Origin of the sequence: Bradyrhizobium sp. OK095, assembly GCF_900109945.1 — a bacterium.
Classification (GTDB): domain Bacteria; phylum Pseudomonadota; class Alphaproteobacteria; order Rhizobiales; family Xanthobacteraceae; genus Bradyrhizobium.
The window spans coordinates 992,165-1,016,603 of record NZ_FOBX01000001.1 but is presented as its reverse complement, the minus strand read 5'-3'; the positions used below and the strand labels follow the sequence as shown (position 1 = coordinate 1,016,603).

The following is a 24,439-nucleotide window of genomic DNA, read 5'->3' as shown; positions in this document are numbered from 1 at the left end:
TGGACTTGAGCACAGCCCGATCAGCCGCTTCTCTGCTCTTGGCCGACGGGCGTATAGACGATCTCGACCTGCCACGAGCCGGCGGGCTGGCTGTGCAATTGCCAGAACTGCTCGGCCACGGCATCGGCGTCTTTGCGGCTCATAACGAGGCCTGCCACGGTAACAGTCGCGACGTGGACGCCATTTTTCTGGAACGGCTCGAAGATGCCTTGCGCCAGCGCACGAATACCCGCCTTACCGATGCTCAGAGAGAGATAGTCGGGGTGCGGCTGAAGAGCGAAGCCGCCGCCTGTGAACAGGATGGAGCCTGAGCCCCGCGCGATCATGTTGGACGCCGCAGCCTGCGCGGCCACCAATGCGCCACCGATATTGACGGCGAGATCATGGTTGAACGTCTCGCGCGGTTGATCTGCCAACGTAGCCTTCCGCATCGAGGCTGCATTGAAATGCAGAACGTCTAACCCGGCGAACTCGCTTTCAACCTGCCCTACGAGCGCAGCGATGCTGGACGGCTCAGCTGCGTCGACCGCGCGCACCTCAACCCTGTGGCCCTTCGCCCTGAGTTGCCCGGCAAGCTCATTCGTCTTGGTCTCGTTCCGAGCACTCAAGATGATCCGGAACCCGTCGCGGGCAAATCGCTCGGCGGTCGCCAAGCCAATACCCGGACCAGATCCGATGCTGAGAAAGGTCTTCATGATCTATCTCCTCGACAGTGGGACCGCGTTTATGAGAATTTGGGCGACTTCTTCCGGCTTTTCGAGTGAGCAAATATGGCTTGCATCGTTGATAGCAATCATCTTCCCTTGCTTGATTCGAGCCAGATTTGCTTCGCGCTCGGCCGGGCGCGACCAATCGTGATCGGCATAGACCAGTGTCACCGGGACATCGATCTGCATGTAATACGATCGCGCGGCGACGTAGCTCTCGAGGCTACGATAAATGGCGCGCGCAACTTCCGAATAACCGGGCCGCCTCCCGCTCCTTATCAACTCGTCGACAAAGTCCGACGGCAAGCAGCGTGGGTCGTGGAAACCGCCTCTTAATATGCCGGCAAGAGTGGCCGGGCTTTCCAAGGCGGCAAAAATCGGCCCGATGAGGGGCGCGCGAACACTTTTGATAATGATTGATGCGAGAAAGCTGGCCCGCTCCACACCCGGCCAATAGTCATACGGGTTGAATGCGACAACCTGTTTCACGCGATCCCCAAGTACCGCCGCGACCGTCAATGCCAGCGTGGCACCCATCGACTCGCCAGCCAGGATGACGTCGCGCAAGTCGAGCCCTTCGATAAAATCAACAACATGCCCTCGCATCGCTGGTTCTCGATAGTCGGCGCCCGGAACGATTTCCGACCAGCCAAATCCCGGATAGTCGAATGCGTATACGGTAAAGCGATCGGTGAGCTTCGGAATCACCCGTTGAAACAGATCCAGCTGGGTGCGGATTGAATGCAGCAGGACCAGCACCGGACCTTGGCCGGCGCGCAAATAGCGGACCTTTGGACCGACCGAGGTCAACGATAGAAATTCCAGTTTCTGATTGGGGCACCAGCGGCGCGTATAGTCGGATGCGTCTTGACCAACCATGATCTTGCTCGTTCGTTATGTCTGGAAATCGCGTTGAAGGTGCAGCTTCATCGTGATCGTTCGTCGAGGAATCAGGCGGGGCAGATCTGCGCCGTATCGACAAATGCGGTCGGTCGGCGGGTCTTCAGTCCGCGAGCCGCGATCGGTCACGGTGCCCTTGCCTCGAGCACTTCGGCGAATGTGCGGGCAAAGCTATGGGTGTCGCCGGGCCAGCGCGCCGAGACATAATTTTCATCCCGCACCACAAAGGCGGGGCGATCATTGGTCGCCGTATCGCGTGCTGTGCCGCTGGTCTTGCTCTTGAAGTCCATGTCGTTCTCGGGAACGTCGATGAAATCCGCAGGATCGGCAAGCGCGCGCGTGACCTCCTGCTGCACGGACATGTATCCCGCGGGTTGCCCCGCCGCCTCAGTATAGGTGCGATAATAGTTGCGGTCCCAGAAGCGCCCGACATGAGCGAGCGCGCTGCCCTTGCGTTCCAGAGCCCAGGGCAATGCCGTGGTTTTTCTTCCGTGCAGCACGGACCGGCCATCGACCCACTTGCTACGGGCGGCAAGCAGCACGCCATGACAGATCGCGGCCACCGGCTTTTCGTCGGCGAAGAATTCGGTGGTGACCCTTTGAAGAACAATACTTTCGAGATATTCGCGCATGCCGCGCGCCCGGTGCCCGCCTCCCAGCAACAGGCCGTCGAAGCCGCCGGACGCGATCTGGTCCCAGCAAATCGGGCTTTTAAAAGCCGGATCGCGCAGCATTTCGGCGTAGGCGTTCCGCGCGTCAGCATTGGCGCTCAGCAGGAGCCCGAGGACACGGATATTGCGAAGCACAGGGATGCCGCTCCAGAGGTCAAGTCCGATACCGGAAAGCATGATCGGATCGCAGGTGCCCGCCTTGCCATCTGGCGTCGCGAAAACGACCTGATGACCGCGCTGCGTCAGCACCTTCCAACTCACCGCAACTTCCGATGGGTCGAAATCGCGGCTTGGGATCGGTAGTAGAATGAGGCTCATGGTGACTTTCGATAGGAAACCTTCGGCCACCCGTGGCTCGAGGGTGCTCAGGCTACGGCACGGCACGATGTCGATCCCGCAGCCTGAGTTCGTAACCAATTTGATCGATTAGAAGGTGAGCGGCACAGCGCCCTCGTCAGTTCGCGATCGGTCAGGACGCCGGGAGGCGGCGACCGTGTCGCCGACTCCCGTTCCCAACCCCGGGATCAGGGCGCCAGATGTGCCTTGATCTCCGCAGATATCTGACGGATCGCAGCCTGGGGCTCGGGGTCGGTCAGGATACCGTTCAGCAGGACGAAGTCGTGGATCATGCCATTGTAGCGGGTAGCGATCACGGAGACCCCGGCCTCCTTGAGCTTGCGGGCGTAGGCCTCGCCTTCGTCGCGCAACGGGTCGTTTTCCGAGGTGATGACCAAGGCCGGCGGAAGTCCTTGCAACTGCTGCAAACTCGCGCGCAGCGGCGAGACGTAGGGGTTGTTGCGCGTTGCTGCGTCCGGTGCGTACAGGTCCCAACCATACTTCATGAAGGCGCGGGCCAGAAATCGCCCCGTGCCGTATTCGTGATAGGACGCGGTATCCACGCTGGCGTCGGTCGCCGGGATCATCATTGCCTGGTAGCTGATCTTTGGGCCGCCGCGATCTTTGGCCATGAGCGTCAGCGCCGCGGTCATGTTGCCGCCAACCGAGTTACCGGCCACGGCAATCCGGCTGCCGTCAGCGCCGAACTCTTCGGCGTGGCTCGCTACCCACTTCAGCACCGCATAGGATTGATCGAGCTGAGTGGGGAATCGCGCCGCGGGCAAGGAGGTGTACTCCACAAACACGCCGATCTGGCCGGAGCCGACCACCAGGTCTCGCAGCAGACGCTGATGGTTCTGGAAGTTGCCGACGATCCAGACGCCGCCGTGAATGAATAGCAGCACACCAGGCTTACCGGTAACTTGCTCGGGCTTCATGATATAGATCTTCACGGCTTGACCATCTTGGGTGATGGTCTGCTCGGTCGTATTCACTCCTGACATATCGACCGGGGTCTTGTTCTGAAGCGCTGTCAGGATCTCCTGCGGCTTCGGTTGCGGGAGTTCCCAGAACGGGCTCGGATCCTTGTTGATCTCACGCAGGAAGGCGCGAACCTGGGGATCGATCCGGGGGTCGGTGCCGGCGTCCGGAGCCGCATGGGCGGCTTGGGTCATGAGGATTGCTCCAAGGCTGAGGGTTGCGAGCGAGAAGATTTTCATGGTCAACTTTGTCTCGGGGGTTACACGCAGCCGCACAGATAGCCCGCCAGGAGGGGCTGCCGCTTCTGTCAAATGACCAGTCCGATGACAGATCGGCGGTCAGCTTGCGGGATGGCCGATGCTGGCAAGAATGGGACGTAGTCCGGACCGCGAGGTGATTCCGGCTTTCGAAAATATCCGGTGCAGGTGGTAGCCGACGGTCCTGTGAGACAGATAGAGTCTGGCGCCGATTTCCTTGTTCGAAAGACCTTCGACGGCGAGTTGCGCGATGTGAAGCTCCTGCGGGGTCAGTGTTTCCCACACCTGCTCGGTTCGCCGACGGCTGGTTTCGCCCGAAGCACGCAATTCCTCCCGGGCACGATCACTCCAGGGCGAAGCCCCGAGCGCATCGAAAATGTCACGAGCCTCTCGCAATGGAGCTCTCGCATTGGCAGACCTGCGTTGGCGGCGCAGCCACCCGCCATATGCCAGGAGAAAGCGGGCACGCAAGAACGGCCACTTTTTCGCGGCCGGCCCAAGACCTTGCAGGAAAAACTGTTCGGCATCATCAGGCTCAGCAAGGAGCGCCTTGCCATATTGCAGCATCGTCCCGACCCATGGCACCGGCGTCGGAGCCGATACGCGTTCTATCTCGTCGAGCACGCCCCTCGCCGCGCTCGCATTGCCGGAGGAAACGGCGGCCTCCACGAAATCCGCGAGCCCAAAGAACTGAAGGCCGAAATTGAAAGCGGGATCGGCCGGCGTGAACAGGCGTCGCAGATACTCGTAGGCCTCCCAATGACGGCCCGCGCCGATTGCGGATACCCCTCGTGCGATCTGCAACATGGCCGGCAGGAAACTGGCGCCGACGGACAGCGCCAAGGCTTCCGCCTGCGCCGCATACGCTTCTGATTGCTCCAGATTGCCTTGCATTCCTGCAAGCCTGGCTTTCAGGATCGTGGCCGCAGCAATCCACGGGAGCCCGCCCGTCTCTTCGGCGAGCCGAGCGGATTCCTCGGCCTCCCTCATGGCTCCCCTCCAGTCACCGACTTCAGTTTCCGCCCACCCTTGGGCGAAAAGCACCCGGGCAAGATTGCTAAGCCGTCCCTGCGTACGCAGCGCAGCGCTGGACTCGGCGAGGAAGGTCACGCCGATGTCGAAGGTCCCGATGACATTGGCGGTGCTACCGAGGATGCTCGCGGCGGTGGGATCGCTGTGCGCAGTTTCCGCGAGCCACTGGAGCCTGAGGTATAAATCGGCGCCCCGCCGCAGCGGTTCGACGTAAGCGGAGATCGCGATCAGGCGGGGGTCCGTCTCAGGCAACTCCAACCGCGTTGCCGCATCGTGAACCGTTGTGCAAAGTTCAGCGCTTGCGCTGCTCCACCAGCAGCGTTGCGCGGCTCGCCAAAGAAGATTGCCAGCGAGATCGATCGCCCCGGCGGCCCGCGCTCGGGCGGCGAACCCGACCAGGGCGAGAATCTTAGCGGGATCGTTGACGGCTGGAGGCTGACTGATCTCGCGACACCAGGCGATCCGGACAAGCGCCAGCTGATTCGATTCGTCGATGTCGGCCTGACGCAGCAGGCGTTCCATAAGCTCCGGCTGTCCAAGATCGGCAGCGAGCTCAGCGGCTTGCAACAACCGGTCGCTTCTGGCTCTCGCCGTGCTGCTCAGCCGTGCCGCACTTTCCAGAACCTCGATCGCCATGGCCACCGCGCCTCGCCGCAACGCCCGCGCCGCCATCCGGTCGTACTCGCCAGCGAGTTCGTCGTCAGGTCCGATTGTCGCGGCGGCGCGATGCCATAATTGGCGGTCAAGCTGATCGTGAATAACGGCAGCAAGCGCCGCGTGGATCCTTTGACGGGTCACCGGGTCGGCGGCTTGGTGCATGGCGGAGCGAACGAGCGGATGCCGAAACCTCACCTCCGTTCCGTTGATTTCGATCAGCTTGGCGGCGACCGCAGGCGCCATGGCATCGATCCCCAGGCGCTCGCCCAACACGGCTTCGCCGGCGCGAAGGATTTCGTGGAGCGATGTCCCGTCGTTTTCTGCCGTCACGAACAACAGCAATCGCGTGAGCTGCGGGAGGTCGGACAAGCGGCTGGAGAAGGCGCGTTCGAGCCGGTCGGTCAGCGGAAGCCACGGTGCGTCTCCAGCCTCTGTGGCTCGTTCTCCGCGGGGCAGCTCCACAAGGGCCAGAGGATTGCCCGAAGCTTCCTTAAGGAAGCGGCTGCGCAACTCCGCCGGGAGGCACGGCGCATTGGCGTCCAGCAAATGCTCCGCGTCGGCCTCGTCAAGCCCTGAAAGTCGCAGCCTCTGGGCGGAGGCGTCGACGAGCGAACTTTTGAAGTCATCGCGCATGGCCACCACGAGAACGATCGGGTCCGAACTCAATCTGCGCGAGATGAAGGCCAGGACTTCATAGGTCGCCTGATCCAGCCATTGGGCATCGTCGGCAACAAGCAGGAGGGGCTCGCGCGTCGCCCTTTCGCTTAGAAGAGACAGCGTCGCGAGTGCTACCAGGAAAATATCGGGTGCCCCCGCTTCATCATGCATGCCAAAAGCGGCCAGCAAGGCCGATCTCTGGCGCGGGACAAGGCCCACGCCCCCCTTCATCAGAGGACGCAGGGCCTGTTCAAGTGCTGCAAACGGCAGATGGACTTCGGCTAGGACGCCGGTCATGCTAAGGACGGTGAAGCCACGTTCACTGGCTCTGTGCCTGGCCACCTCGAGGAGCGCAGATTTCCCGATGCCGGGCTCGCCACTGATAACCAGCGTGGATCCACCTTGGTCGATCCGTTCGATCAGGTGATCGATCAGGGCAAGTTCTTGCGCTCGCCCCTGCAAACTGGGGGACGCAAGGGCAGCACCAGGGCGCCCTTTCCGCGGCGAGGCTGCCTTTTTTGCCCGTCTGGCCATCGCATAACCGTCGGTGACACTGCACCCTTTCGAACTCGACCGAGGTTAAACGTTAGCATGTACCGGGCCCCGGAGGAGAGCCGTATACGTGATGGCTGCTTCAGACATATCTCATCAACCGCAGCAGGCTTTGGCTCGCCGAACTCGATGGGAGCCGCCATTTTCTTGTCCCGTCCTATGGTTGTTTTGCGGACCATATCGCCGTGGAAAAAGTGGCAAGGCAAACGGGTTTAGGCGGGCGCCGTCTGCGAAAAATTGTCCGGCGCCCTTGCGTTTCAGAGCGGGATCGGACGGAACGGCCGCAGCTCGGTCATTTCCCTGTGAAGGTCGATGATCTTGCGGGCGTCCTCGGCACGCTCGGTCCCGGCCAGCTGTCCCGCATAGGCCATGCGACGAACCACCGCCGAGGACTGGAACGTCCAGTATTGCGTCATCAGCGGGTTGATGAAGAGTTCGTTCCCACTTGTCCGGTTGGTGGCATGATAGTTGCCGAACTCGCCCCGCAATGCACTCGCGATCGAATTGCAGACGATGCTCGGGTGCTGCGGCTGGCGCTGGTTGGCGTAGTCGACCAGATCGAGGAAGGCATCGGCCTCCTTGCTGCCCTGCGACAACGAAAACATGCCGAGAAACCCGCCTTCGCGAATCAACTGCGCCGCGTTCTCCAGGAACGCATGGTGCGAGACGCCGTGATAGTGATCTACGCCGAAGCCAATCGCAGCAAGCAAGACACGTTCACCCGCCGCTTGATCGGCGGCCACGAGCGAGATGGCGTCCTCGACGACGCTGCCGACGCCAGGCTCGTCGCCGAATACAAGACTGTCTGTTCCGCCGTCGACCAGGACAACGGTGTCGATGTCATGATGGTCGACGATCCAGCGATACGCCGTCGCGAGTGGGCGAACGCCACTCTTCGCAAAAGCGTAGACCGGCACGAGCTGCTCGCGGCGGCCGAGCCATTCGGCCAGCCACTTCTCCGGGAAGTACGGAATCTCGGCGGCGCGCTGATCGACGCGCCAAACCGTCTCCCCGACACGCTCACCGTCGCACAGCCACAGATTCGTGAAGGAGAAGCTGGCAAACACCACCTGCGTGCCCTGCGCCATCAGATGCTGAGCGAGCGGGACTCCGGCGAAGACGTCGAAGCCGCCGCCGCAGCCCGCAACAAGCACTTTGCTTGCACGATCGAGTCGTTCGAGAAACGGAATCATATTTGAGAACCGTACTGTTGATCATCTACATCACCCCTCGGCTCCATGGATCCGTGGCGCGATCTCTCAGCCTATCGATAGCGCGTTCAGGCGTGAAGTAGTCGATCTCACCGCGCGTCAGGCCGATATCCATCAGCTCCCTGTCACTCAGATCCTGCAAGGTGACCAGCTGGCCCTGGCGCCGCTGCTGAAACGCACGCCAATATTGCTTGAGCAGGCTCAAGACAATGGAGAGGTCGAGGCGCAGCCTCGCGGCATCGCCCTCCGTCTCGGGTGAGACGTTAGTCAGTTGTGGTGGCATCGCACGCTCCTGCTGTTGTGCCGGCAGGGAGCGTGGCCAAACAAAAAGGCCCCGTCCGATGCCGGCGGGGCCTGGTGAAAAGATGTCGTCGTCGAATTCTAGCGCGCGACTCCTTCCACGGCCCAGCCGAAGCGGGTCATGTGGTTGCAGTTGAGTTTGCGCGACGATTTAATCATGAGAACGCCAATAGCACGGCAATCGCGCAAAATCAAGGGATGTACTGAGGTCGGCTGCATCCTGGAGGCGAACCTCACCCCGGCGCATTCAGGATGTCAGTCAATCCGGAAATTCGATGCATCGTTTTCGTTATGGATCGTGACCGTGCGGTCGTTATCAAAATAGAAGATGACGCTGCCGCCAGCTGAGAAGGTTTCCATCCTGTATTCTCTGAGACGATGGCCGACAACGCTGGCGATGGCGCCCACGTCTACGTGAGGATACTCCCAGCCCTCGCTTGCAATGTCCCATGGGCTCGGCTGGTCGGAAAACGGCCGCCAAAATATGACGCCACAGTCGATGACCAACCGGTGCCAAACACCGTCGAACCGGAGGTAAACGACGCCGGCATTATCTAAAGGTTTGCCCTTAAAGACGCAGCCCTCACAAATAAACGCCTCGCACAAGAGTCCAGTCAATTCGGGCGCTTGACCGATTAGTTCCATGGCTTCTCTTGATCCCTAACCGCGTATCAGCGCGACCAACCAACTTCGGCCGAACAGCGCGACGATTGTGATTGCGTAGACAATCGTCCCGCCCAGAGCCAACAGGACCAGCGTCACTTCATCCCGGAAGTGCATCGCGCCCAGCGCAGAACCGCCAAAGCGTGCGATCAGCCAGAAGGCGACGGCGAGGATGATGCCCGTCAGCAGGAATTTGGCGAGGGACAACAGCCATGCGCGGTCCAGCACGAGAAAGCCTCGTCGCACAGCGAAGAACAGCACCAGCAGCAGATTGGTCCAGACCCCGACGGCTGTCGCCAGCGCCAGGCCGATCTGGGCGAACGATCCCATCAAGGCAAGTTTCAGCGCGACGTTGACGGCGATGCCGGTCAGCGACGCGCGAACTGGCGTCGCGGTGTCCTTGCGGGCATAGAAGGTCGCGACCGCGCTGCGGATCAGCACGAAGGGGATCAGGCCGATCGCGTAGGCGGCGAGCGTCGCACCGGCAGCGGCCGCATCGGCCTTCGAGAACGCGCCGCGCGCGAACAGCGCGCGCATGATTTCATCTGGCACGGTGAGGAAGGCCGCAACGAATGGGACCGAGAACAGCAGCGTGAAATCGAATGCGCGGCGCTGCGCCTTCATCGCGCCGTCATGGTCATTGGCCGTGATCCGCCGCGACATCTCCGGCAGCAGCACGGTGCCAATGGCGATGCCGATGACGCCGATCGGCAATTGATTGAGGCGGTCGGCATAATAGAGCGCCGACAGCGCACCCGCGGGCAGGAAGGTCGCGATGATGGTGTCGGCGAACAGCGCGACCTGCGTGCCCATCGATCCCAGCGTCGCCGGCCCGAGCGCCCTGAAGAAGGCGCGGACGTCTTCATCAAGCTTCAACGGCGCAAAGCGCGGCAAGCCGCCATGGCGGGCGAGATCGCCGGCCAGCAGGAAATATTGCAGGAAGCCTGAAATCAGGACGCCCCAGGCGGCTGCGTGGCCCGCCGTCGGAAACCAGGCAGCGACGGCCAGCGTCATCATCATCGAGATGTTGAGGAAGATCGACGCGGCCGCGGCGCTGGCAAAGCGCTGCATCACGTTGAGCATGCCGCCATAGAGCGTCACCAGCGTGATCAGCAGCAGATAGGGAAAGGTGATCCTTGTCAGCTCGATCGCGAGCTTGCGCTGCTCGGCGTCCTCGGAAAAGCCGGGCGCAAGTAAGCTCATGGCCTGCGGCATGAACAGCCAGGCGACGATCAGCAGCACCACTTGCGAGGCCAGCAGCAGCGTGAAGATGCGGTCGGCGAACAGTTTTGCCGCGCCCTCCCCGCGCTCGCCATGGACATGGGCATAGGCCGGCACCCAGGCGGCGTTGAAGGCCCCCTCGGCGAAGATCGCGCGGAAATGGTTGGGCAGCCGCAGCGCCACGAAAAAGGCGTCGGCCACCGGGCCGGCGCCGAGGATCGCCGCGAGCATGATGTCGCGGGCAAATCCCGTCAGCCGCGAGAGCAGCGTGTAACCACCAACCGTGAAGATGCGTCCGAGCATGCGTCTCTTCTAGAGGAAGAGACGGCTCGCTGCAAAATCAGGGCAGATCACGCCGAAAGCGCGCCGCGGACGGCGGCGATGATTCGCTCCTGGTCGGCTTCGGTCAGATAGGGGTGCATCGGCAGGCTGATGACGTCCTGCGACAGGGCCTCGCAACCCGGCAGGCCGCCCTCTGCGACCGGATACTGCTTGTAGGCGGTCTGCTGATGCATCGACTTGCCGTAATAGATCGCGGTCGGCACGCCCTGGGCTTTTAGCGCGGCAGCGAAGCCATCGCGGTCGGTGCCCTCGGGCAAGCGGATCGTGTACTGCGCCCAGACCGAGGTATTGCCGGGTGCAAGGCGCGGCACGGTGACCACGTTGGACAGGCCGCGTTCATAGCGTTCGGCAACCCTGTTGCGGGCGGCGATCTCGTCGTCAAAGATCTTCAGCTTCTCGATCAGGATCGCGGCCTGCATGGTGTCGAGCCGGCCGGTCAGGCCGAGGCGGACGTTGTCGTATTTATCGACGCCCTGCCCGTGCACGCGGATGCTGCGCAGCGTCGCTGCGAGCTCGTCGTCATCGGTGAGGATCGCGCCGCCGTCGCCGAAGCAGCCGAGCGGCTTTGCCGGGAAGAAGCTGGTCGTGGTGGCGAGCCCGAAAGTGCCGAGCTTGCGACCCTTGTAGCTCGCGCCAAAACCTTGCGCGGCGTCATCGATCACGAACAGGCCTTCGGCCTTTGCGATCTCGGCAATCGCATCGTGGTCGGCCGGCTGTCCGAACAGATCGACCGGAATGACCGCGACAGGCTTCAGGCCGGCCTTGCGCGCGGCCGCGATGCCGCGCTTGAGCGACTCCGGGCTCATGTTGAAGGTCGTCTCATCGACGTCGACATAAACCGGCGTCGCGCCGGTCCGTGCCGCCGGCGACGCGGTCGCAATGAAGGTGAAGGAGGGACACAGCACGGCATCGCCGGGCCCGACGTTCTTCGCCATCAGCACCATCAGAAGCGCATCTGTGCCGTTGGAGCAGGCCACCACGTGCTTGGCGCCGCAATAGGCCGCGAGTTGCTTCTCGAGCTCGAAAACCTCAGGACCATTGACGAACTGGCAATGGTCCATCACGCGCTTGACGGCCGCATCGAGCGAGGCGCCGAGCCGGCGGCGCTGCGAGGCGACGTCGATGAAGGGAATGGGTTCGGAACGCAGATGCTGGTTCATGGCGCCTTCTTGAATGGTCGACACGGAAAGGGATCAGCCGGCGACGCGGCGCGGACCCTTGCGGGCCGACGATGACGTGGCCGCAGGCCGCGATGGCGTCTCCAGGCACTGCGTCGCAATCTCGAGGCTGGCGACGCCTTCATCGCCCGTGACCGCCGGGGTCTCGCCGCTCCGCACGGCCTTGAGGAACGCGAGCAACTCGGCGCGCAGCGGCTCGTCATGGCCGACCGGCAGATGCCGCATCGAATAGCTGCCATCCGGCTTGAAGCCGAAGCACTCGGTGACCTGACGCGTGAGCAAATCGCCCATCACGTATTTGCCGCGGGTTGCGACCGTGACGCTGCGCGCCTTGAACGGCGTCAGCCAGTTGGTGTTGATGTGGGCGAGCACGCCGTTGGCGGTGCGGAACTGCAAGAGCGCAATGTCCTCGCGCTCGGCGATCGCGCTCGACAATTGCGGCTGCACCTCGACGATGTCGGATTCGGTGAACCAGCGGATCAAATCGATATCATGCACGGCGAGGTCGATGACGACGCCGACATTGGACATGCGCGGCGGGAACGGGCCGACGCGCGTGATCGCGATCGACAGAATGTCCTCGCCCGCAATCGCCTGCTTGACCGCGGCGACCGCCGGATTGAAGCGCTCGACATGGCCGACCATCAGCGTCACGCCGGCCTTTTGCGCGGCAGTGACGATCTCGCGGCCTTCCGCGACCGTGGACGCGATCGGCTTTTCGACCAGCACGTGGATGTTCTTGGCGATGCAGGCGAGCGAGACCTCGTGATGCAGATGGGTCGGCGCCGCGATGGTGACGGCATCGACGCCCGCGGCGAACAGCTGGTCGATGGTCTCGAAACCCTCGCAGCTCGCAAGCTCGGTGGTGCGCGTCCGGTGCGCCGGCGACGGATCGACCACGCCGACCAGGGTGACGCCGGGCAACCCTGCGAGCACGCGCGCGTGGTTGCTGCCCATCACGCCGGCACCAATGACGCCGACGCGCAAGCCGGCCTTTGCCGGTTGTGACACTTTGGAACTCATCTGATCGAACCCCGATTCAACTCAAACCCCGGGCCACTCCTAGCACGGACGCCACATTTGTGGCGAATGCCGGCCAAACTGACCGGACACGATTTGATTCAAAAAGTTACACGTTCCCCGGGCCTTAAGCTACTGAAAGAATGCGGCCTTTCGGCCCGGGGGGCGTGATTCGGAGCCTGCTGGTTACGACCTTTGATAGTCGTCTTCAATCCGGATGATGTCGTCTTCCCCGAGATAGCTTCCAGTCTGGACCTCGATCAGTTCCAGCATGATCTTGCCGGGATTCTCCATCCGGTGCACCGCGCCCATCGGGATGTAGATGGACTCATTCTCGTGCACTGTCTTGACGGTCTCGTTGACGGTCACGCGAGCCGCACCGCGAACGACGATCCAGTGCTCGGCGCGATGATGGTGCTTCTGGAGCGACAGGCGTCCGCCCGGCTTCACCACGATGCGCTTGACCTGGTGGCGCTCGCCATTGTCGACGGACTGGTAGCTGCCCCAGGGCCGATGCACCTTCAGATGCTCCTCGGTGACCTTCGGTGCCACCGTCTTCAGCTTCGTCACGAGACGCTTCAGGCCGTTGGCATCCTTCTGCCGCGAGACCAGCACCGCGTCCGCGGTCGCGACCACGATGAGATCGTCGACGCCTTCGAGCGCAACCAGCGCGGAGTCAGTGGTGACGTTGCAGTTGCGCGAGTCTTCGAACACGGCGGTGCCATGCGACGCATTGCCTTGCGCGTCCTTGGCCGAGAGCTCCCACACCGCGTGCCAGGAGCCGACATCGGACCAGCCGCACGACACCGGCACGACCGCGGCGCGCGAGGTCTTCTCCATCACGGCATAGTCGATCGAGATCGCCTTCGCAGCAGCAAACGCCTCGGGCTCCAGCGTCACAAAGCCGAGATCGCGGCCGGCATTGGCGACAGCATTGGAGATCGTCTCCACGCTCGCCGCATCGACCTTGCGGTATTCATCGAGCAGCACAGCGGCCGGGAACATGAAGTTGCCGCTGTTCCAGAGATAGCCCGAATTGACGTAGTCGGCGGCCTTCACGGCATCAGGCTTCTCGACGAAGCGCGCGACCGCATGTACCTCGCCGGAGATCACCTCGCCCGGGCTGATATAGCCGTATTCGGTCGCCGGCCGCTCCGGCTTGACGCCGAAGGTGACGATGCGCCCGGTGCTCGCAGCCGTGAGGCCTTCGCGGCAGGCCGCGACAAAGGCGGCATTGTCCTGCACGACGTGGTCGGCGGCGAGCGCGAGCACGATCGCATCACTCGCGCGGTTCTGCGCGAACACCGCGCCGGCTGCGATCGCGGGCCCGGAATCACGCCGCATCGGCTCGAGGATCACGTCGGCCTCGATGCCGATCTCGGCGAGCTGCTCCAGCACCATGAAGCGGTAGGACGCGTTGGTGATGACGATCGGGCGATCGAACAGCGTGCTGTCCGAGACGCGCAGCAGCGTGTCCTGGAAGGTCGAGCGCGTGCCGAACAGCGGCAGGAATTGTTTCGGGCGCACCTCGCGCGAGGCCGGCCACAGCCGCGTGCCGGCACCGCCGCACATGATCAGGGGAATAATGCGTTTGTCCATCGTCATTTCAAACCTTGAAGTAGTCCCGATACCAGGTGACAAAATTACGAACCCCGTGCGCAATCGGCGTTGACGGTGCAAAGCCGGTGTCGCGCATCAGATCCTCGACATCCGCGAACGTTTCCAAAACGTCTCCCGGCTGCATCGGCAGCAATTCTTTGACCGCCGTCCGACCCAGCTCCTGCTCCAGAAGTCCGACGACGTGCATCAGCTCTTCGGGATGGTGGTTGCCGACATTGTAGACCTTAGACGGCGCATTTGCGGCAGCCGGGTCATCCGCGGGCACAAGATCAATGAGCTTGGATACTACACGGGTGACGTCGTCAATATAGGTGAAGTCGCGGCGCATTTTGCCATGGTTAAAGAGCCGGATCGGCTTTCCCGCCATAATGGCGTTCACAAACAGAAACAGGGCCATATCGGGCCGTCCCCACGGCCCGTAGATGGTGAAGAAGCGCAAGGCCGTGACCGGCAGCCGGTAGAGATGGCTGTAGGACTGCGCCATCACCTCGTTCGCCTTCTTGGTCGCGGCGTAGAAGCTCACGGGATGGTCAGTGCGATCCTTGACTGCAAATGGCAGTTTTGTGTTGGCGCCGTAAACCGAGGATGACGAGGCGTAGACGAGATGACGACAACCATTGTTGCGGCAGCCCTCCAGCACGTTGAGAAAGCCCTGGAGATTGGACTCGGCATAGGCCTGCGGATGGTCGATCGAGTAGCGCACGCCGGCCTGGGCCGCCAGATGCACGACCTCCGTAAACCGGTGGCGCGCAAACAGCGCCGCGATGGTCTCGCGGTCGGCGAGATCGGCCTTGACGAAGGAAAAGCGAAAATCCTTTTGCAGCAGTTCCAGGCGCGCCGTCTTCAGCGCCGGATCATAATAGCTGTTGAGATTGTCGAGCCCGACCACGGGCCGGCCTTCGGCCAGAAGCTGCCGGGCAACGTGAAAGCCGATGAAGCCCGCGGCCCCCGTGACCAAAATCGCCTGATCCGTCATCCTGTTCCCAAGGGATCCTTGAACCGATCCCTAAGCCACCCCGCGGGACCTCTTTAGCCGCCGCATCGAGGGGGTCGCAATAGCCCCGCAACGGCCCTTCATAACGTCCGTTTACAACGGCTATTGCAAGATTGGCGCCAAAACCATACCAAAGCGGCCGAATTCGGCGCCTCGCGTCGGGTTGCCTCAAATCTTCGCAAACTCTGATAAACGGGCGAGATGCGCCGAATCCTGCTGTCGACGGCCAAGATCCTGATTTCCGCGGCGCTACTCTATCTGGCGCTGCGCAAGGTCGATCTGACCGAACTGTTGTCGCGCTTCACCGCAAGCAGCCTGTTCTGGATCGCCATGGCGATCGCGGTCACGTTCCTGCAAATCTTCATCGGCGTGCTGCGCTGGCGCGAGATCAGCGCCGCCTGCGGTGCGCCGCTCGAGCTCGGCCGCGCCATGCGCTACAACGTGATCGGCGCCTTCTTCAACCAGACCCTGCCGTCCGCGATCGGCGGCGACGCGGTGCGGCTGTGGCTGGTCGCGCGCGCCGGCGCCGGATGGCGCGCGGCCACCTACTCGATCTTCGTCGATCGCGCGATCGGCCTCGTCGCGCTCGCGATCGTCGTCGTCGCGAGCCTGCCCTGGAGCTACGAGCTCATCACCGACCCGCACGGACGCTCGGCGCTGCTGCTGATCGACTTCGTCGCACTCGCGGGCGGCCTCGGCTTCCTGATCTTCGGCGCGCTGAAATGGCCGTGGCTGAAGACCTGGTGGGCCACCCACCACATCCACGCCTGCGCCGTGATCGCCAACCGCGTGATCTTCAGCCCCACGCGCGGACCAATCATCGCGATCCTGTCATTCGTCGTTCACGTGCTTGCCGTCGTCATCGCCTGGTGCGTGGTACAGGCGATCGCCGCGCCCGTCAGCTTCGGTCAGATCTTCCTGCTGATTCCGCCGGTCATGCTGATCACCCTGATGCCGATCTCGATCGCCGGCTGGGGCGTACGCGAGGCGACGATGGGCCTCGCCTTCGGCTTCGCCGGACTTGCTGCTAATGAGGGCGTCAACGTCTCGCTGCTGTTTGGCGCCGTGTCCTTCATCGTCGGCGCGGTCGGCGGCCTCGTCTGGATTCTCAGTGCGGAGAAAGCCGCGCAAGGCTCCGCCCCGCTCGGAGTGCCGGAGTGAGCCCGGCGACCGATGCGCTCGCCGCCCTGCCCTTGCTGCTTGCCGTTGCGATCGCCGCACTGATATCGGCCGTCATCACCTGGACCAGCCGTCCCCTCCTCCAGCGCTATGCACTGGCGCGGCCCAACGCGCGGTCCTCCCATCGCATCCCCACCCCGCAAGGTGCGGGCATCGCGGTGATCGCGGCGACGCTTGTCGTCGCATACATGTGGGCGGCCTGGGCGAATGTCGCGATCCCGCTCGTACTGGTCATTGCGACAATCGTGATCGCACTGGTCGGATTTGCCGACGACATCGTGTCGCTTCCGGTGCCGGTGCGTCTCGTGCTGCAGGCAGCCTGCGTCGGCGCGATCGTGTTCACGGCGCCCGAGGAGGCCCGCATCGTGCCGGCCTTGCCGCTTGCGCTCGAACGCGGCCTGATCTTGCTCGCAGGCGTCTGGTTCGTGAACCTCGTCAACTTCATGGACGGGCTCGATCTGATGACGGTAGCGGAAGTGGTGCCGGTCGCCGCTTCACTGCTGCTGCTGGGATGGCTCGGCGAGCTGTCGTGGCCGGCCGCATTGATCGCCGCGGCGCTGTGCGGCGCCATGCTCGGCTTTGCACCATTCAACAAACCGGTCGCAAAGGTATTTCTGGGCGATGTCGGCAGCCTGCCGATCGGCCTTCTGCTCGGCTGGTGCCTGCTGGAGCTGGCTTGGCACGAACAGGCCGCCGCAGCGCTGCTGCTGCCGGCATACTATCTCGTCGATGCCACCATCACGCTGTTTCGCCGCATCGCGCGCCGCGAGCAGTTCTGGTCGGCGCACCGCTCGCATTTCTATCAGCGTGCGACCGACAACGGTTTTTCGGTCCCGCGCGTGATCGGCGAGGTGTTTGCGCTCAATCTCGTGCTGGCAGCGCTGGCCCTCGTCACCGTTCGCGCGGGGTCGACGGAGATCACGATCGTCTCGCTGCTCGCAGCTGCGGTCGCGATTGGCTTCGTGCTGCGTCGCTTCTCCCGCCCTCAAGTCTCCTGAGCCGACAGCGCGAGCCGCAAGCCCTCGTCGAGGGAAACTTGCGGCTGCCAGCCGGTCGCAACCGCCTTGGAAATGTTGAGCTCGAGCGAGCCGATCAGGCTGTCATGCGTATCCTGCCGCCCCAGCAGGCTGAGCAGCGTGCCGAGCAGGTCGGGAGGTATGCCGAACAGCCGCGAGTTCTTGCCGGCGGCTTTCGCCAGCCGCTCGATGAATTCGGGCGTCGAGACCTGCTCCTTGTCGGCCACCAGGAATATCTCGAAATTGCTGGCGGGATCGGGATGAGCGAGCCGGCGCTGGATGAACGACGACAGGTTCTGCACGGCCAGGAAGGCGCGATGATTATGGATCGCGGCAAAGGGCAACGGCATTCCCAGATTCACCGCACGCGTCAGCAGCGCGAAATTGCCCTTGGCGCCCGCACCATAGACCAGTGGCGGCCTGATCACCGAGATCTTCATGGCGCTGTCGCGCGCCAGTGTCCTCAGGCCCGCCTCGGCCGCGGCCTTGGACATGCCGTAGAGACCGCGCGGCGTCAGGATGTCGTCCTCGTTGAACGGCGCGCGGCCTTCATTGCTGCGGCCATGCACGAGAACGGTGCTGACGAAGATGAACTGGCCCACGCCCGCCGTCGCCGCGCAGCGCGCCAGATGCAGCGTGCCGGCGATGTTGACGTTGCGGTAGAGCTGGACCGCGTGCTCCTCGTGCTTGTGATGCACGCGCGCGGCGAGATGGACGACGGCATCGACGCCTTCGAGCGCGGCCTGCCAGTCGGTCTCCGGGCCGATCGTTTCGATCACGACCTCGTCGTCCATGCCCTCCGGGCTGCGCACGGCGCGGCGAACCGACCATCCTTCGCGCGCCAGCGCGGGCGCGACATGACGGCCGACGAAGCCGCTCGCTCCCGTCACCAGCACGACCGGCCTGCGCTCGCTCATCGTTGCTCCGCCAGATCAGGGTTGCGCAACAATTCGTCGATCAGACCGGCATAGGCGTTCATCGCAACCGTCCGGTCGAATCTCGTTGCCGCCTTCACCGCGCGCTCCGCCATGGCGGCAGCGTCGGCACGGGAGGCCGCGCGGATCGCCTCCGCAAGCTGATCAGCGCGGCCCGGCGTCACAACCCAGCCGAGCCCGTTCTCCACCACCGTCAACGCAGCCTCGGCCTCGGGCTCGGAGACCAGCACCACGGGACGGCCGACCGCCAGCAGATTGTAGAACCGGCTCGGCACCGACACCCCCGCAACGTCCTTCCGGTACGGAATGATCCAGAGATTGGCAGACGCCAGGAATGCCTCGAGCTCGACATCCTCGACGCGTCCCACGAAGGAGACATTGGGCAAGTTCGCTTCGGCCTGCAACTGCTTCAGCTGCTCGAAGCCGATGCCCCAGCCCGAGAGCAGGAAATGGATGTCCGGCTCGTCCCTGAGCAGGCGGGCCGCCTCGAACACGATCTCGGGATCATGGGTAAAGCCGAGATTGCCCGACAGGCCGACGATGAAGCGCGCGGGGAGCGCTTTTCGGAACGGATTGTCCGATGCGAGCGGACGCGCCCCGGGCACCAGCGTCGCCCAGTTCGGAATGAAGCGGATCTTGTTCCGCCTCATGCCGGAATAGCTCAGCAGCGGCTGCTCCGCATCACGGCCGATGGTGATGACGGCGTTGAGCGCGCGGAACATCAGGCTGTTGGCGAAGCGCATCGTCCGCGTCACGATCGAGCCGGGCTTCAGGATGCCCGCCATCACCAGCACATCGGGGAAGAGGTCGTGCATGATCAGCGCCGAGCGCGCGCCCTTGAGCTTTGCAGCTGCCGCAACGGCATAAGGCAGCATGAACGGCGCGGTGACGGTGAGCACGACGTCGCCTGCCTTGAGCTCACGGATCAGCGCGAAGAATGTGCGCGCAGCGAACAGCAACTCGGACACCCCGCGCCGCACCAGCGCCGCCTTGCCTGCCATCCGGTTCTTGATCGCAATGACACGCGGCTTGCCCGGGCCGATCTGCGAGGCCGGCAGCGCGCCGGGCGAGCCCGACAGCACGACGACCTCGTGATCCCCGGCGACGCGGCAGGCGATCTCGGCCATGATCGCCGCGGTCGTACTCGGATCAGGCGGATAATGCTGGCTCGCGACGACGATCTTGCCTTGGGACTGCATGGTCAGGCCGCAGTCGACCCGAATTCCGGAACCGCATCCTTGAGGATGGTTCTGATCGTGGTGCGATCGTCGCGCGCGATCGCCTGCTCGAGCGCTGCGATCCATTTGCGCAGCGTCTGCATCGGCGGCTCGTTCGGCTGCGCGGCCATGATGCCGGCGACCCCGATCTCGCGGGTCGGCTCCTCGGAAGCGAACAGGATTTCGTGCAGGCGTTCGCCCGGCCGCATGCCGGTGAACACGATCTCGATGTCGTAGCCGGGCTGCAGGCCCGAGAGGCGGATCATGCGCTCGGCGAGGTCGACGATCTTCACCGGCTGGCCCATGTTGAGCACGTAGACCGAGACATCATGCCGCTGCGTTCCGAGCGCATGCGTTGCCGCTGTGATGACGAGATCGCAGGCCTCGCGGATGGTCATGAAGTAGCGGACCATGTCGGGATGGGTGACGGTCACGGGACCGCCGGCTTCGATCTGCGCCTTGAACTTCGGCACCACCGAGCCGTTCGACGCCAGCACGTTGCCGAACCGGACCGAGATCAGCCGCATCGGCGGCCTGGCAACGCTGCTGCCGGAGGCAAGATCATGATCGAGCGCCTGGCAATACATCTCGGCAAAACGCTTGGTGAGGCCGAGCATCGACACCGGCTCGATCGCCTTGTCGGTCGAGATCATCACCATGGCTGCCGCGCCGGCGCTGTGCGCGGCATCGGCCACGTTGATCGAGCCGAAGATGTTGGTCTTGACGCCCTCGCTCCAGTCGCGCTCAAGGATCGGCACGTGCTTCAACGCTGCGGCGTGGAACACGATATCAGGCTTGAACTCGGCCATCAGGCGCATGATGCGCTCGCGGTCGCGGATATCGGCGATGCGCCCTTCGATTTCGGCAGCTGAGCCATGCGCGGCGAGTGTTTCCGTGACGGCGTAGAGCGCGGGCTCGGAATTTTCCACGACCAGCAAGCGTGCGGCGCCGAAGGCAACGACGCGCTCGCAGATCTCGGAGCCGATCGAGCCGCCGCCGCCGGTGACGATGACGGCCTTGCCCTTGATCAACGCCTCGAGCCGTGCGTAGTCGATCTTCTCGCTCGGCCGCAGCAAGAGGTCCTCGACCGCGACGGCCGTGAGGCGCGGCGCATCGCCGCTCTCGAGCGACGGCATGCGGTTGACGATGACGCCGAGCTTGCGCGCCCGCATCAGGATCTGCTCCGGATGCGCATCGGGTTCGAACGCCGACGGCGTCATAATGAGGCGCGCGATCGCCTTGTTGCGCTTGGCGAAGTCGGCGACGACGTCCTCGATGTCGCCGATGTCGCCCAGCACCGGCACGCTGCGGATCGACTGGCCGCGATCGGAGCTCGACGGCGACAGTACGCCGACCGGCCAGACGCGCTTGATCGCGCCGCTCTCGATTCCGCGCAGCAGCACCTCGGCATCCGCGGCGCGGCCGATCAGCAGCGTCGGCGCGGCGTCCTCGGTGCGAGCATGACGCCGCACCCGCGTATAGCGGAAATAGCGGTAGGCCATGCGTAGCGCGCTGAGGAAGGCGATTTCGAGGAACCAGTAGAGGACGATCGTCACCTTGCCGAGGAAGAACGCGCCGCGGACATTGGGGGCGACGAAGATGTAGTCGAGCACCAGCAGCGCCACCGTCAGCACGGACGCGACGCGGATGATGTTCAGCGCGTCGGGCAGCGAGATGAAGCGCCATTTCGTCGTGGTCAGGTTGAAGACGAAGAACACGACCACGCTGAAGGCGAGGAAATAGGGCAGGATCTGGAACAGCAGCGGCAGGCGGTCATAGAAGAATTCGCCGCCCTCGAAACGCAGATAGAACGCAGCGAACAGCGCCGCCGCGGTCGCCAGCAGGTCGTGGAGCGCGATCAGGAAATTGCGCAAGGTGAGATGCGAAAGACGCGTCATCCGCCGACCGATGATAATCCTGTGAGTGCAACCTGACCGCGCTGATAGCCCATCTCGACCAGACTTGCCAGCACAAGACTTGCCAGCACAAGACTTGCCAGCCACTCGGCCGTTCAGGAACCGGCTTCCCCCACCTTCGCCTCGCCCTGTTGGGCCCGGAGCACCATGCCGCCGGCAACCCCGACGCCGATGACGTACATCCAGCCCTCGTGGAAGTCGAACAGATGGGAGTTGAACAGCGAGGTGAAGACGTTCTGGACAACGACCAGAAGGCCGACCCAGTTGGCGAGCCCGTCGCCACGAAACAGCAGGAGATGCAGGACCCAGATCGCGTAGAGAACGCCGACACCGATAAGGCCCCATTGCACGGCGACGTTCAACGTCTGGTTATGCGGGTTGCCGATCACCTCGGCGGAGGCCTGGTAGTGGCCGCCCGGCGTCGCGACCGCCTCGAACAATCCGCGCGTCGAGCCGGTGCCGTGGCCCTTGATCGGCGCCTCCGCGAAGAAGATGAGCGACTTCCGCCAGAATTCGAGCCGCAGGCCCAGCGAGGTCGGCTCGCCCTTTTCCACATAGCGCGTGTAGTCGCTGACAAAGGTGTCGGCGGTCTTGCGCAATTGCGGCGAGGCCTGCCAGGCAAGGACGGCACCGACCAGCAGAGCCACGGAGATGATCGCAATGCTGCGCCAGCGCAGGTGCAGCAGCGCGAACACGCCGAACATGATCGGAACGGTGACGAGCGCTGTGCGCGACACCACCACGAAGGCCATGTTGACGAAGAAGCTCAGCGCCAGCGCGGTCAACAATCCCGCGAGCCAATAGCGCTTCTGGCGCAGCAGCATCACGATGGGAAAAGCGAGCGCGACCGCGCACAGCGCGAATTCCTGGCTCTGGTTGATGTAGTTCTTGACGAAGATGCCGCGTTCGAGGTGGTCGGGCTTGAGTGTCAGATCGGGATCGAACACGACCAGCCATGACATCACCGACAGCAGCGCGCAGGACACCAGGAAGGCGATGAAGATCCAGTGTCCGCGCGGCGAGCGCTCGAAATGGTAGAGCAGGACGGGCAGCACCAGCAGCTTGACGGTCGGACTGAGCGCATAGAGGCGCGCGCCCCAGGCCGCATCCGACCACAGCATGCCCACCACCGCGAGCAGGACCAGCGCGATCGGCACCGCCGCGATCGGACGCTTCAATGATTGCAGGAAGGCGCGAACGTCGAGGAACGGCACCATGCAGACCAGGAACGCGGCGTTGAAAATCGCCACGAGCGAGGTCGACCAGGGCAGCGAGGCCACGGTCAGGATCGCGAACAGATCGACCGTCTCGCCCCAGGCCGCGGGGCTGCGAAAGCGCCGCCACAGCATTTGGCCGGTCGTCTCGCTGGCCAGCGCCGTCACTTGGTCAGTCACTTGGTCGCTCCCCGCGCGCGATGGACCAGCGCGGTGGTGCTGAAACCCTGGAGGATGTCGACCAGCACGACCATTCCGCCCGCGGCTTCGACGACCTCGTGGCCGACCACCTGCTCGCGGGTGTAGTCGCCGCCCTTCACCAACGCACTCGGCTTGATCTGCGTGATCAGCTCGATCGGCGTGTCCTCCTCGAAGATCACGACGAGGTCGACGGCTTCGAGCGCCGCCAGCACCTCCGCGCGCGCGCGTTCGTCCTGCACCGGGCGATCCGCGCCCTTCAGGCGCCGCACCGAGGCGTCGCTGTTGAGGCCCACGATCAGGCGATCGCAGGCGGCGCGCGCCGCGGTCAGCACCTTGACGTGGCCGGGATGCAGGATGTCGAAGCAGCCATTGGTGAAGCCGACCCGCAGGCCCTGCCGCTTCCACTCGGCGAGCTGCGCATCGAGCGCGGCGGGCGCGAGCACGATCTTCTCCTCGGCCGCGAGATAAGCATGCGGCAAAATCTTTTGCCGCAGCTCGGCCGCGCTGACGCTGGCGGTGCCCTGCTTGCCGACGGCGACGGCGGCGGCCGCATTCGCCATGCGCAACGCCGTATCCCAGTCCGCGCCCGTGGCGAGCGAGACCGCGAGCGCCGCTGCGACGGTGTCGCCGGCGCCGGAGACGTCGCGCACCTTCACCGGGACAGCGGGCACATGGACGGCCTCGCCATTGCGCGGCACCAGCGTCATGCCGTGCTCGCCTTGCGTGACCAGGATCGCCTCGCAATCGGCGAGCCGCATCACGTCCTCCGAGGCATCGACGATGCTCTGAGGCGTGTCGGCGCGGCTGCGGGTGGCTTCCGCAAATTCCTTGCGGTTGGGCGTGAGCAGCGTGGCGCCGCGATAGATCGCCCAGTTCAGGCTCTTGGGATCGACGATCACGGGCTTATTGAGTTTTCGCGCGGCGTCGATGGTGTGGCGGATCACGCGTGCGGTCAGCACGCCCTTGGCGTAGTCGGAGAGCAGCACGATGTCGGCGCGCGCGATCTGCGGCAGGATCGCCTCGATCAGCTTGGTCTCGATGCCGTCGGAGGCAGGCGCTGCCTGCTCCCAGTCCGCGCGCAGCATGTGCGTGGAGAAATGCTCGGAGACGAAGCGGACCTTTCGCGTGGTCGGCCGCGACGGATCGCACACCAGCACGCTTTCGATCCCGGCATGCTCGACCAGCGCCGAGGCCAGCCGCTTGCCCGCATCATCCTCGCCGACGAGACCGACGAAGACGCAGCGCGCGCCGAGCGAGGCGACATTGCGCGCGACGTTGCCGGCGCCGCCGATATGGATCTCGCTGCGCTGGGCAAGGATGACAGGCGTCGGCGCTTCCGGCGAAATCCGCGACACCTCGCCATAGACGAACTCGTCCAGCATGATGTCGCCGATGCACAGCACCGTGCGGCGCGCGATGTCCTGCGCGAGCGAATCAAAATCGAGAATGGGCGTCACCATGA

General features: G+C 63.8%; 20 protein-coding genes. 2 read left to right on the top strand and 18 right to left on the bottom strand.

Annotated elements, in window-relative coordinates:
* Nucleotides 1–20: 20 nt before the first annotated feature.
* From BMW89_RS04785 to BMW89_RS04725, 13 genes are all read right to left on the bottom strand, one after another.
* Nucleotides 21–695 (bottom strand): SDR family NAD(P)-dependent oxidoreductase, encoded by a 675-nt coding sequence (locus tag BMW89_RS04785; RefSeq protein WP_092023147.1) that lies wholly within the window; start codon nucleotides 693–695, stop codon nucleotides 21–23.
* Between the two features lie 3 nt (nucleotides 696–698).
* Nucleotides 699–1,586, bottom strand: a complete 888-nt coding sequence (locus BMW89_RS04780; RefSeq protein ID WP_092023145.1) for an alpha/beta fold hydrolase — start codon at nucleotides 1,584–1,586, stop codon at nucleotides 699–701.
* Nucleotides 1,587–1,732: 146 nt separating this feature from the next.
* Nucleotides 1,733–2,626 (bottom strand): type 1 glutamine amidotransferase domain-containing protein, encoded by an 894-nt coding sequence (locus BMW89_RS04775; RefSeq protein ID WP_210187557.1) that lies wholly within the window; start codon nucleotides 2,624–2,626, stop codon nucleotides 1,733–1,735.
* 176 nt (nucleotides 2,627–2,802) lie between these two features.
* Nucleotides 2,803–3,834: an alpha/beta hydrolase gene (locus BMW89_RS04770; protein WP_092023141.1), complete on the bottom strand. Its 1,032-nt coding sequence runs from the start codon at nucleotides 3,832–3,834 to the stop codon at nucleotides 2,803–2,805.
* Between the two features lie 99 nt (nucleotides 3,835–3,933).
* A complete protein-coding gene (locus tag BMW89_RS04765) occupies nucleotides 3,934–6,732 on the bottom strand; it encodes a helix-turn-helix transcriptional regulator (protein WP_177195816.1) in 2,799 nt (932 codons plus the stop codon).
* Between the two features lie 275 nt (nucleotides 6,733–7,007).
* A complete protein-coding gene (locus BMW89_RS04760; RefSeq protein ID WP_092023139.1) occupies nucleotides 7,008–7,943 on the bottom strand; it encodes a DUF1152 domain-containing protein in 936 nt (311 codons plus the stop codon).
* 25 nt (nucleotides 7,944–7,968) lie between these two features.
* Nucleotides 7,969–8,244, bottom strand: a complete 276-nt coding sequence (locus BMW89_RS04755; RefSeq protein WP_092023137.1) for a DUF1127 domain-containing protein — start codon at nucleotides 8,242–8,244, stop codon at nucleotides 7,969–7,971.
* A 272-nt stretch (nucleotides 8,245–8,516) separates the two neighbouring features.
* Nucleotides 8,517–8,906, bottom strand: coding sequence for a hypothetical protein (locus BMW89_RS04750; RefSeq protein ID WP_092023135.1), 390 nt, complete (start codon nucleotides 8,904–8,906; stop codon nucleotides 8,517–8,519).
* 15 nt (nucleotides 8,907–8,921) lie between these two features.
* Complete coding sequence (gene murJ / locus BMW89_RS04745; protein WP_092023133.1) at nucleotides 8,922–10,448, bottom strand: murein biosynthesis integral membrane protein MurJ; 1,527 nt, start codon at nucleotides 10,446–10,448, stop codon at nucleotides 8,922–8,924.
* Nucleotides 10,449–10,495: 47 nt separating this feature from the next.
* Nucleotides 10,496–11,647 carry a DegT/DnrJ/EryC1/StrS family aminotransferase gene (locus tag BMW89_RS04740; protein ID WP_092023131.1) on the bottom strand — a complete coding sequence of 384 codons (1,152 nt, stop codon included), beginning with the start codon at nucleotides 11,645–11,647 and terminating at the stop codon, nucleotides 10,496–10,498.
* 33 nt (nucleotides 11,648–11,680) lie between these two features.
* Nucleotides 11,681–12,688 carry a Gfo/Idh/MocA family protein gene (locus BMW89_RS04735; protein ID WP_092023129.1) on the bottom strand — a complete coding sequence of 336 codons (1,008 nt, stop codon included), beginning with the start codon at nucleotides 12,686–12,688 and terminating at the stop codon, nucleotides 11,681–11,683.
* Between the two features lie 183 nt (nucleotides 12,689–12,871).
* Entirely contained in the window at nucleotides 12,872–14,284 is a 1,413-nt protein-coding gene (locus BMW89_RS04730) for a mannose-1-phosphate guanylyltransferase/mannose-6-phosphate isomerase (protein WP_177195815.1), read from the bottom strand.
* Between the two features lie 7 nt (nucleotides 14,285–14,291).
* Nucleotides 14,292–15,281 (bottom strand): SDR family NAD(P)-dependent oxidoreductase, encoded by a 990-nt coding sequence (locus tag BMW89_RS04725; RefSeq protein ID WP_092023125.1) that lies wholly within the window; start codon nucleotides 15,279–15,281, stop codon nucleotides 14,292–14,294.
* Nucleotides 15,282–15,500: 219 nt separating this feature from the next.
* On the opposite strand from BMW89_RS04725, the gene BMW89_RS04720 reads away from it, so the two are divergent.
* Together BMW89_RS04720 and BMW89_RS04715 are read left to right on the top strand one after the other, a co-directional pair.
* Nucleotides 15,501–16,460, top strand: coding sequence for a lysylphosphatidylglycerol synthase transmembrane domain-containing protein (locus tag BMW89_RS04720; RefSeq protein WP_092023123.1), 960 nt, complete (start codon nucleotides 15,501–15,503; stop codon nucleotides 16,458–16,460).
* On the top strand, nucleotides 16,457–17,476 hold the full coding sequence (locus BMW89_RS04715) for an MraY family glycosyltransferase (RefSeq protein ID WP_092023121.1): 1,020 nt from the start codon (nucleotides 16,457–16,459) through the stop codon (nucleotides 17,474–17,476). The genes BMW89_RS04720 and BMW89_RS04715 overlap by 4 nt, the downstream gene beginning before the upstream one ends.
* On the opposite strand, the gene BMW89_RS04710 is transcribed toward BMW89_RS04715, so the two are convergent.
* From BMW89_RS04710 to rfaE1, 5 genes are all read right to left on the bottom strand, one after another.
* A complete protein-coding gene (locus tag BMW89_RS04710; protein ID WP_092023119.1) occupies nucleotides 17,464–18,411 on the bottom strand; it encodes an NAD-dependent epimerase/dehydratase family protein in 948 nt (315 codons plus the stop codon). The two genes, BMW89_RS04715 and BMW89_RS04710, sit on opposite strands and share 13 nt — an antisense overlap.
* The gene (locus tag BMW89_RS04705) at nucleotides 18,408–19,628 is read right to left on the bottom strand and encodes a glycosyltransferase family 4 protein (protein ID WP_177195814.1); all 1,221 of its coding nucleotides are present in this window, start codon (nucleotides 19,626–19,628) and stop codon (nucleotides 18,408–18,410) included. Before BMW89_RS04705 ends, BMW89_RS04710 begins: the two co-directional genes overlap by 4 nt.
* A 2-nt stretch (nucleotides 19,629–19,630) precedes the next feature.
* A complete protein-coding gene (locus BMW89_RS04700) occupies nucleotides 19,631–21,544 on the bottom strand; it encodes an SDR family NAD(P)-dependent oxidoreductase (protein WP_092023115.1) in 1,914 nt (637 codons plus the stop codon).
* 113 nt (nucleotides 21,545–21,657) lie between these two features.
* Nucleotides 21,658–22,944 carry an O-antigen ligase family protein gene (locus BMW89_RS04695; RefSeq protein ID WP_092023113.1) on the bottom strand — a complete coding sequence of 429 codons (1,287 nt, stop codon included), beginning with the start codon at nucleotides 22,942–22,944 and terminating at the stop codon, nucleotides 21,658–21,660.
* Nucleotides 22,945–22,952: 8 nt separating this feature from the next.
* Nucleotides 22,953–24,437 carry a D-glycero-beta-D-manno-heptose-7-phosphate kinase gene (gene rfaE1 / locus BMW89_RS04690; protein WP_092023111.1) on the bottom strand — a complete coding sequence of 495 codons (1,485 nt, stop codon included), beginning with the start codon at nucleotides 24,435–24,437 and terminating at the stop codon, nucleotides 22,953–22,955.
* Nucleotides 24,438–24,439: the final 2 nt, after the last annotated feature.

What these genes read in the sequence shown, in the direction of transcription:
- BMW89_RS04785 (WP_092023147.1), bottom strand. Translation starts at nt 695, where the DNA reads ATGAAGACCTTTCTCAGCATCGGATCTGGTCCGGGTATTGGCTTGGCG.
- BMW89_RS04780 (WP_092023145.1), bottom strand. Translation starts at nt 1,586, where the DNA reads ATGGTTGGTCAAGACGCATCCGACTATACGCGCCGCTGGTGCCCCAAT.
- BMW89_RS04770 (WP_092023141.1), bottom strand. Translation starts at nt 3,834, where the DNA reads ATGAAAATCTTCTCGCTCGCAACCCTCAGCCTTGGAGCAATCCTCATG.
- BMW89_RS04765 (WP_177195816.1), bottom strand. Translation starts at nt 6,732, where the DNA reads ATGGCCAGACGGGCAAAAAAGGCAGCCTCGCCGCGGAAAGGGCGCCCT.
- BMW89_RS04760 (WP_092023139.1), bottom strand. Translation starts at nt 7,943, where the DNA reads ATGATTCCGTTTCTCGAACGACTCGATCGTGCAAGCAAAGTGCTTGTT.
- BMW89_RS04755 (WP_092023137.1), bottom strand. Translation starts at nt 8,244, where the DNA reads ATGCCACCACAACTGACTAACGTCTCACCCGAGACGGAGGGCGATGCC.
- BMW89_RS04750 (WP_092023135.1), bottom strand. Translation starts at nt 8,906, where the DNA reads ATGGAACTAATCGGTCAAGCGCCCGAATTGACTGGACTCTTGTGCGAG.
- murJ (WP_092023133.1), bottom strand. Translation starts at nt 10,448, where the DNA reads ATGCTCGGACGCATCTTCACGGTTGGTGGTTACACGCTGCTCTCGCGG.
- BMW89_RS04740 (WP_092023131.1), bottom strand. Translation starts at nt 11,647, where the DNA reads ATGAACCAGCATCTGCGTTCCGAACCCATTCCCTTCATCGACGTCGCC.
- BMW89_RS04735 (WP_092023129.1), bottom strand. Translation starts at nt 12,688, where the DNA reads ATGAGTTCCAAAGTGTCACAACCGGCAAAGGCCGGCTTGCGCGTCGGC.
- BMW89_RS04730 (WP_177195815.1), bottom strand. Translation starts at nt 14,284, where the DNA reads ATGGACAAACGCATTATTCCCCTGATCATGTGCGGCGGTGCCGGCACG.
- BMW89_RS04725 (WP_092023125.1), bottom strand. Translation starts at nt 15,281, where the DNA reads ATGACGGATCAGGCGATTTTGGTCACGGGGGCCGCGGGCTTCATCGGC.
- BMW89_RS04720 (WP_092023123.1), top strand. Translation starts at nt 15,501, where the DNA reads ATGCGCCGAATCCTGCTGTCGACGGCCAAGATCCTGATTTCCGCGGCG.
- BMW89_RS04710 (WP_092023119.1), bottom strand. Translation starts at nt 18,411, where the DNA reads ATGAGCGAGCGCAGGCCGGTCGTGCTGGTGACGGGAGCGAGCGGCTTC.
- BMW89_RS04705 (WP_177195814.1), bottom strand. Translation starts at nt 19,628, where the DNA reads ATGCAGTCCCAAGGCAAGATCGTCGTCGCGAGCCAGCATTATCCGCCT.
- BMW89_RS04700 (WP_092023115.1), bottom strand. Translation starts at nt 21,544, where the DNA reads ATGACGCGTCTTTCGCATCTCACCTTGCGCAATTTCCTGATCGCGCTC.
- rfaE1 (WP_092023111.1), bottom strand. Translation starts at nt 24,437, where the DNA reads ATGGTGACGCCCATTCTCGATTTTGATTCGCTCGCGCAGGACATCGCG.